Source organism: Vibrio sp., assembly GCF_038138445.1.
Taxonomy (GTDB): Bacteria; Pseudomonadota; Gammaproteobacteria; order Enterobacterales; family Vibrionaceae; genus Vibrio.
This window is the reverse complement of the sequence record NZ_JAYQDQ010000129.1, coordinates 1-8,393: the sequence shown is the minus strand read 5'-3', so window position 1 is coordinate 8,393 and position 8,393 is coordinate 1. Positions and strand designations below refer to the sequence as shown.

8 protein-coding genes are annotated in these 8,393 nt (G+C 39.7%); 2 read left to right on the top strand and 6 right to left on the bottom strand.

Annotated features, from left to right (window positions below; genetic code table 11):
* Nucleotides 1-63: 63 nt before the first annotated feature.
* The 3 genes from AAFM34_RS19620 to AAFM34_RS19610 form a co-directional block, all read right to left on the bottom strand.
* Nucleotides 64-402 (bottom strand): hypothetical protein, encoded by a 339-nt coding sequence (locus tag AAFM34_RS19620; RefSeq protein ID WP_341665742.1) that lies wholly within the window; start codon nucleotides 400-402, stop codon nucleotides 64-66.
* A 133-nt stretch (nucleotides 403-535) separates the two neighbouring features.
* Nucleotides 536-1,168, bottom strand: coding sequence for a LysE family translocator (locus tag AAFM34_RS19615; protein ID WP_341665740.1), 633 nt, complete (start codon nucleotides 1,166-1,168; stop codon nucleotides 536-538).
* 259 nt (nucleotides 1,169-1,427) lie between these two features.
* Nucleotides 1,428-1,994 (bottom strand): TetR/AcrR family transcriptional regulator, encoded by a 567-nt coding sequence (locus AAFM34_RS19610; RefSeq protein WP_341665738.1) that lies wholly within the window; start codon nucleotides 1,992-1,994, stop codon nucleotides 1,428-1,430.
* Nucleotides 1,995-2,094: 100 nt separating this feature from the next.
* Here AAFM34_RS19610 and AAFM34_RS19605 point away from each other — a divergent pair, with 100 nt between their 5' ends.
* A complete protein-coding gene (locus tag AAFM34_RS19605) occupies nucleotides 2,095-2,628 on the top strand; it encodes a dihydrofolate reductase family protein (RefSeq protein ID WP_341665736.1) in 534 nt (177 codons plus the stop codon).
* 279 nt (nucleotides 2,629-2,907) lie between these two features.
* Here AAFM34_RS19605 and AAFM34_RS19600 read toward each other — a convergent pair whose 3' ends face one another.
* The 3 genes from AAFM34_RS19600 to AAFM34_RS19590 all read right to left on the bottom strand — a co-directional run bounded on the left by AAFM34_RS19600 (nucleotide 2,908) and on the right by AAFM34_RS19590 (nucleotide 7,487).
* Nucleotides 2,908-4,758, bottom strand: coding sequence for a UvrD-helicase domain-containing protein (locus AAFM34_RS19600; protein WP_341665733.1), 1,851 nt, complete (start codon nucleotides 4,756-4,758; stop codon nucleotides 2,908-2,910).
* Between the two features lies 1 nt (nucleotide 4,759).
* Entirely contained in the window at nucleotides 4,760-6,994 is a 2,235-nt protein-coding gene (locus AAFM34_RS19595; protein ID WP_341665731.1) for an ATP-dependent endonuclease, read from the bottom strand.
* A 163-nt stretch (nucleotides 6,995-7,157) separates the two neighbouring features.
* On the bottom strand, nucleotides 7,158-7,487 hold the full coding sequence (locus AAFM34_RS19590) for a hypothetical protein (RefSeq protein ID WP_341665744.1): 330 nt from the start codon (nucleotides 7,485-7,487) through the stop codon (nucleotides 7,158-7,160).
* A gap of 387 nt (nucleotides 7,488-7,874) precedes the next feature.
* Between AAFM34_RS19590 and vgrG the strand changes: the two genes are divergently transcribed.
* A partial coding sequence (gene vgrG, locus AAFM34_RS19585; RefSeq protein ID WP_341665729.1) for a type VI secretion system tip protein VgrG occupies nucleotides 7,875-8,393 on the top strand: 519 nt, incomplete at its 3' end.

Sequence of the window (8,393 nt, the reverse complement as noted above, 5' to 3'; positions counted from 1 at the left end):
TGGGATCATTCAATTGATCTGCCGATTAATGTTTAACTGATCGGCATTAGAGCTTTAAACCGACTAACTTTCATCAATCAGCTCCTTTATTTTATCTTTTAGTGGCTTTGTGTATTCATAATGATCATCAATATCCGAAACGTACCCGCCAATTACAAAGGCAGATACAGCAAAAACACTTAAACCGACAGCCACGGGTAGTGTTGCGCCAAAAGCAAACGCAGATATCCCACCAATAACTAGAGTAAATCCTTGTGCAGCTACGCCAGCAACAACCCCCTTGGCTACATCAGCAGAATATTGACCGACAACCTCACCCAAGGTTTTTTCATCATGCATGATGTAATCTACGGCATTGACTGCACCACTGAAAACAAGCTCTACATAGATGTTACCTTTCAAGAAGTTAATATTACCCTTAACAGTATTCAGTGAGCATCTGATTTTAAGTATTTTCTAGTTAGGGCTTGGCTCTAACTCGTTATCACTTGGATAAGGCAAAATATCTCAAACCTAAACCGTTTGTGTACAAACATTACTTACTTGTAGCTAAACGGGAAGCAAGTACCAAAAATACCACACCCAACATACCATCGATATGACGGTTTAAACGTAAGTTACGGCCTAGCAAAGAACCCAACTTACTAAAAGACATTGATAAAATAGTATTGATACATAAAACAATAAAACTAAGGATGGTTCCCAAGATGAGTATCTGATTGGTCAAAGGACTATCAGAATGAGTAAATTGAGGTAAGAACATACTGAAAAAGAGTAATGCTTTGGGGTTCATAATATTGTTAATTAAACCAAGGTAGATTAGCTCCTTGTTACCCAGATACTGAATCGTCTGACTTGCAGATACGTCTTTGTTATTCTTTAGCCACCTACGTAATAGATTTAATCCAAGCCAAGATAGATAAATCGCCCCAACAATTTTGATTGCTAATACCAAAAGTGGTATTGCTTGCAATAGTTTTCCTAAGCCAAATGCGACTAACAGTGTTTGAATCAATCCCGCGATGAAAATACCAAGAGACACCATTAGTCCATTTTTAAAGCCACGAGTCGAAGAATATGTTGATATAAGCACTAAATCTGGACCAGGAGAAATTGCCAAGAATATTGTGGTAACAAAGAATAGCGGTAATACTGTGGTATCAATCATTTTTTACTGGCTCCTTTCTTTTTGCCAGATTTTACCCGCTAATTATTTGATATTAAAGCCTAATACATGCTACATGATTTGGCATGAAGTCAGAGTTGCTTAGTCTTCAATGGAGCTTTCGAATACTAAGCAGAAATCGTTTGTCATCATCATGATTTTAGGAAAAGTAATGATACAATTAGCAATTGTATGTTCACTGTAAGCTTAGAAGAGGCATCTTCGTGTTTCATGCCCCTTAGCGCCTCTCTGGACTAACGAGTTATGTTCGAGATGGTTCCAATGCATTACAAATCAGCTCCAATGGCCCATTCATCATTTCGGTTTTGATCAAATTCGCATCATGACAACAACTGGTAGAGAACACGAAACCATGTAAGTAATCAGCCAGCAAATCTAGGCCATCTTTTGCCACTTTCTTGTTTAAATCTAGAGGTGCAATAATAGTTTGATAACGCTCAGTAAACACTTGGGCAGGTCCATATGATGACATGCTTAGCATCGTTTGTAGTAGGCCGTTGTTCTCGCGTAACAGCTGGATATAACTAACACATAAACGTTTTAACTCAGCTTGCCAGTTTGAACTTTCCTGAGGCTGATGGATCTCCGCCACAAGTGATGTGGTAAGTGCTTCCAACAAAGCATTCTTGTTTTTGAAGTAATAATAAATCGCCATAGGGTCTACATTTAATTTCGCCGCTAATGAACGGATAGTCGGAACTTTTCCATCTCTTTTCATCAAATATTTAGCCGTTTCTAGAATGCTTTCGGCACATAACTGTGACAGTTTCCCTACTGGTCGTCCGCGTTTCTTTTCATTGACAGCCATTTGTTCTTCCCGATATAATCAATAAAAATTCTACTGTGTAGAATTAATTTTAAACAAATTTTTTGCTTTTCTCTACCACGACAAATTTGATGAGGCTCATATGGCAAACATCGTGTTTATTGCAGCCAGTCTGGATGGTTTCATCACAGATAAACAAGGTAAACTTGACTGGCTATATTCTGTACCAAATCCAAACAATATTGATACTGGATTCTTTGCGTTAATGGAGCGAGTCGACGGCTTGATTATGGGGCGTAATACCCTCGAGGTGATTCTGAGTTTTGATTGCGATTGGCCTTACACAAAACCAGTGTTCGTGTTGAGCAACACCATGACGAAATTGCCACAAGGCTATGAAGGAAAGTTATTTTTTGTCAAAGGTGAGTTGAAAGATATTATCTCGGAACTGAATGCTAAGGGATTTTCTGATCTATACATCGACGGTGGCGTGACAATTCAAAACTTTCTCAAAGAAGATCTGATCGATGAAATGGTGATCACTCGCTTTCCTATCCTGCTTGGTGACGGCGCACCTTTATTTGGTGAACTAAAAAATCCATTGAACTTCAAAGTAACCAAGAATGAAGTGTTACTAGAAACCTTGGTTCAAACCACTTACGTACGAGAGAAATAATTTCGACTTCTGTATCTAAACACGCTTCACAGCAAATTGGAGGGCATTTTACGATCTGCTTGAGTAACAGTTAACAGGTTTTATCTTTTGTTTCATCGATTAATTTATGTATTGAAAAGGTTTCTGAATTGTCCACAAAGTAATATTAGACGTAACTCCCTTCGGGGCAAAAATGAACTAGCCACGATCACTAGCTCGTTTCTGGACAAAAGTGAGCTAGATGCTTTACTCTAGCTAAGCCTATTTGGCTTAGAAAAAGTATAGAAAAATGACCTCTAACTAAATCAGTATGATTTCATCTTCATCAAACCATTCAGCATCAATCGCACGATTCTTGACTGCTAAAGGATCTTGTGAGTAAGCAACAACAGCAAGACTCTTCTCTGCTCTACTGCAAATTACATAGAACAGCCGTCTGGTTCTGGATAAGACTGAGTCTATACCATTTGCCTCATTTTTCTTATCTGTAGCCGACAGATTCTCAGCACCAAAGAACTTCTCATACTTGAAAAGAAAACCCTTAGAGTCTTTGTCATCTATTACTGCCAAAACGCGATCAAATTCCAATCCTTTAACTCCCTGATGAGTAGTGAAACCTAACTCGCCTGCCACATATTTAGCATAGTTTTCAACGTGACTCAGTCTTGCATCAAGTGCTGTATCCCAAGCTTTTTGGTTGGAAGGTGACTCAACGTCCTCTGCAAGATCTGCGATACCTTCCAGTAAAAGGTCGTTCAAGATATCGGGGATTTCTAACAGTTGATGCTTTTCTATTAATAACAATAATTCTCTGAGGCTAATATCATTCTCCAGCAAAGTTCTAACCATACTAACTGCATCCTCCACAGAAGCTAATAGAGCTATCGGATCTGCAAGGAACTCTTTATTCTCTCCTCTGATCAAATGAGAATATTTCTTGATAATTCTCATAACTTCAAAGTCATTTTGTTTACGAATCGCATTAGCTAAAGGTAAAACCTGATGAGTACAAAATTTAAATGTCGAACTCGTTCCGTTTAGTAAGGAATCCCTGAGGCTATCCTCCGCTGATAATGGAGTGAAAAATTCGTCAAACTCTCCTCTACGAGCTGCCATGGCATGTTCAAGCGTTAACGTTTTTACCTGACTGTCATCTTTCCAATTCTCATCATCAGTTATAGCCCGCATCTGCTCTCTTATATTTGCTTCAACCTCTGATTTATTTTCGTTGGGTGTCTGGGCAATAAATAAGCGAACAATACCTTCTTCTGCATCTGGCTTTTCAGTTTGTTGTTTGCCATCATCCTCATGTCTAATTTTGTTAATCAGCCTGATAACCCTTTTTGGACTCCGAAAGTTGGTTTTCTTCTCAGGGGTTTTCCAGTTCTCTGGTAGACTTGTCGCTAAGTCCTCTTTACCTCCGCTATAAATTCTCTGCATAAGGTCACCAAAAAGACCTAAAGAAAAGCAGCCTGAATGATTTTGCTGGGTCTGTATAAATGCGTCCATCAGCCCTTTATTTGTATCCTGACTCTCGTCAATCAGTAATATAGGGAACTTGTTAACTAACACTTTTTGGAACAATGGCTGTTCAGTTAAAAATTCAGTGGCAATTTTGATTACCTCTGCATGTGTCAAAGACCCTGTTGTCAACCGTGCGCTAGTTGGGCTGTATGTAAAATTCTGTACTATATCGAGTTTTTCTAACCGTTTTAGTTTTGAATCTCTACTTCGAGCGTTTTTTACTGCCGTCTTAGCAGATTTGTCTTTTGCTTTATCAATTTTTTCTTGTAATTCAACAATACTTGCTTTTAGATCGGCTTCCAACCATGTCTTTATATCGCTCGTAAATGGCTTAATTAACTCCCAAACAAAGCTGTGTATGGTAGAGACAGCAAATATTGGATCGTATTGAAGGCGATGCTTAATCTCTTCACAAGCAGCATTAGTGTAGGTGATAACGGCAATACGCTGTCCTGCTTTTATAAACCTATGAAGGCCATTGTCACGTACCGCCTGAAGAACATTTACAAGAGTTCTCGTTTTACCCGATCCCGCTCCCGCGAATAATAAAAAACTCGTAGGGTCGTCAATGTTGAGATATTGATAAATCTCTTTATCAACCTCTTTAAGACTATGAGTATCTACCATATTAGAGGTCCTCCAAAGCTTCGGGTTCTTCAACCTCTTCAGGTTCTGCAAAGACAAATTCTTGGTAAGTATTACTCAGCTCCTTTTCTAACCACTGAAGCCCTTCATCAATATAGGTTGGAACTTTCAGCTTCTTAGGATCAACATCATACAAAAGATCCAATGCCATCTTCGCCTTTTCACCATCTAAGGTTCTGTATAGAGTGGCGGCACATTCTTCCAAAGAATCCTTCATCGTCGCTTCGTGCATCTTTTTGACCATCCCAGTTGAGCTAGTCAAGTCTCGAAATAGTTGAATATTACTGAGCGCTACTGCATCCTCAAATGTGTATGGAATCGCTTCCTCTTCTTCAGCATCTATATGATATTTGACCATGAAACCATATTGATATGCAGCTCTGACATTACCTTTAACTTTCTTATCATTTGAAAGATCCAGTACCTCATCCAGACTTAGGTCTTTCAGTTCAAACCACTCCCTAAGCGTATCACTGCCATACTTATAATCATTATTTCTTTCAGGCTGAACCTTCTTGCCATCCAAGCCCTTCGCATCTGTATCGCTAATAACCAAAGTAGGTAAGGCCAGAGCATCGATTAGTGGTTTCAAACGTTGAGCGTGCGCACCACCAACCTCTAGTATTGACAAATAGCTACTTCGTAGCTCTGGATAATTGTAATTAATGAAATGAGGTAGTAGCATTCGCTCTGCTGCACCTTCAACCAGAATGATGCCATTTGCAAAGAAAAGATCGAAGTGGGTAGTCTTGAGGTAACGCGAAACAAACTTCTGAGTGTTAAGAACCTGTTCGTCTTCAGTTGCCTTTTTCTTACCACTTCCAAAAACTGAAGATAAGTCAACAACCTCGGCCTCTGGTACATCAGAGATACTAACTGCGGCTTTGCGTTTGAAATAGCGCAATTTCTCAAAGCCAGCTTCATGAGCTATATAGCTTGAATGGGTACTAAGAACCATCTGCGTAGTAAATTGTTTGCTGATACCCTTCATAAGAACTTCATAGGCTTTGCGTATAAATACCTGCTGAACCTGAGCGTGCAGATGAGCTTCAGGTTCTTCAACCAATACCAAATGGATTGGTTCTATTGCAACATCATCTTCTGTTCTTCTTTTTTGAGCTTTACCGATCCTTTGCCACCGATCTCTGAACGTAATCAACTTGAATACAATATGGATAAGGTTCTTGTATCCCAGCCCATTATATTGCTCTGGTAGAGAGTACGTGTGGTTATCAAAACCTTGCTTTTGAATATCAAATATCACGGCAGCATCATGTTCCAGCCCGTCAATCGGATTAACGCGACTCGATAGTTTAATATCAGGATCACTGAACCCTGGATATCCAAGAGCTTGTATCTCCCCCAATGCTCCCTTAAACGACTTGTCCAATTTTTTATCAAACTCCACCTGAGCCTCCTCAATTGCTTTCAATGCAGGAAGATCCTCCTCATCAGGTAAATCTGTAGGGTTTAGATGACGAATATAGTATTCGTGCAATTGACTAGACAGAGTGCTCCCTGCATTCACTTGCTCATTATTAGGATCTGTGAACCCGCGCTGTGCTTCTATAGTGTCAACTTTAAACAAGCCTTTAAAAGGATCTTTCTCTAGTGGAGTGGCGTCCTTTGGCAAATCTTGAGCAGTAGAAATTTTCTTAGGGTCTAAGATATAAGCTCTGATAACAAAGGAATCAGACAACTTTCTATTGAGGTAATCTTTTAAATCCCTAGGCCAAAAAGATAGCTTTGTCTCGTCGGTTCGTAAGTCATCTATAGCTTTGAAATCTTGTAAAAAGTTCTCTCTAAGCTTTTCGATATCTTTGGGTTCATATGTTAGCCTGATACCCAGAGGCTCGCCTTTCCATTTAAGCGTTGGAATTAAATGTGCCACTCTGTGAACATCTTCAACTCCAGCATCAAGCCAAACGTCAAGTGAAGGGCAGTACGGAATCCAATCGCTTATATCTTGCCCTTTTAACTCTTTTGGGTCGGTACTAAGCCAAGATTCTGCGTATTGATTTAAAACCGACCAGTTACTTAAGGTAAAGTCAGTAACTGTAATCTTCCGTAACTTGTCGAGAAAGCATATAAGGGCATCCGTAGCCGAAGTTTTACCGCTATTATTTGCACCGACTAGCAGAGTTTCATTATCTGACAGTTTAACCCTACAGTTCTTAAGTTTTCGAAAGTTTTGGATTTGTACAAAATTAATCTTCATTCTTTAGCCTAGCCTTGGTACCCATCAATTGAACTAGAGAATAATATGAAACTGATTGCAATAGTTTGATGGTTAACTCAATCAAGCAAAAAGCATGAAAGTTAACTAGTTGGTAAGCTTTCAGATTTGAGCTATTCACATTACTTTTTCGGCTCTTCTCCGCTTAGATGAGCTTGATTTCCGGGTAAAAGGTAGAGTGAGTTTCTAGGATTGAGGTTTGTCTAATCTTCAATTTAAAATCATCAATATCAATGTCAATTTCTGGAGAGTTATCTCTTTGTTTAACTAGTTCTCGGTCTTGCTCATCTTCGTCAAATTCAATTTGGGAAGAGTCAAAAACATCACGTCGTTCAACGAGGAAGTCGCTATCTGCCTTGTCCGCATCTTTCGAATAAGCTTCCCAATCACGCATAGTCGCTAGCTCATCAGCGTGTGCCGTATGACTCGTTAAACCTTTTAAAACGTCTTTTTCTCGCAACCATTTTTTACTCATAGTTCTCCCTCTCGGCTCGAAAATAACACTAGATAATCTGTAGCATACATACTAAGTAGACAATCTTAATAAAAGTCTACGCTGATACACAAATGGTCCTCTGAGCACCATGAGCAAAGTGCAATATTACCCCACACTGCAATCCCCATCACAAAACCACAATTTTCTGCTGAGGGTAGAAACCGTCACTTTCACTATCTTCACAGCCTCCTTAAATACTCTTCTAAGCAAATACACTATTGAGTCAGTTACTTTGTCAGCCTCTTTTATCATTCACTCAGTAGTTTAGCGCAGTGATGATTTCCAAATAACTTGTTACAGTTCAGCCATTTAATATGCATGTAGATTGATTATCCGCAGTTGTTTGGGTCACAAGAGTGAAGCTGTATGGCGAATGATATTGAGTTTAGCTTTGAGGTCTCTGGGTTTATAGGGGCATTCAAAGTAGAAAGTTTTCGGGTAAGGGAAGCCCTGTCTGCCCCGTTTGAAATGAGCCTGACCGTCTTATCTGAAAATGATGACATTAGCTTTGAGGCGCTGAGCAGAAAAACCGGTGTGCTGAGTGTCTATGGTCAAGGTTTAGTGGCGGCTCGCCAGTTTAACGGCAGTATTTCAGAGCTGAGTTATATGGGCTCTGGTCGGCGCTACTCTCGCTACCAGATCACTTTAGTACCTCAACTTTGGTTTTTGACCCAGCGCCAAGATTGCCGCATTTTTCAAAACAAGACCGCGCCAGATATTATTCGCCATGTTTTTGATGATGCGGGGATGAGCGATTACCGCTTTGAACTGGCTGGCCAATATCAAGAAAAAGACTACGTGTTGCAATACCGTGAAAATGACCATCATTTTGTTCAGCGTCTTTTAGCCGAGCATGGCATGTGGTTTTACTTTGAGCACAGCGAT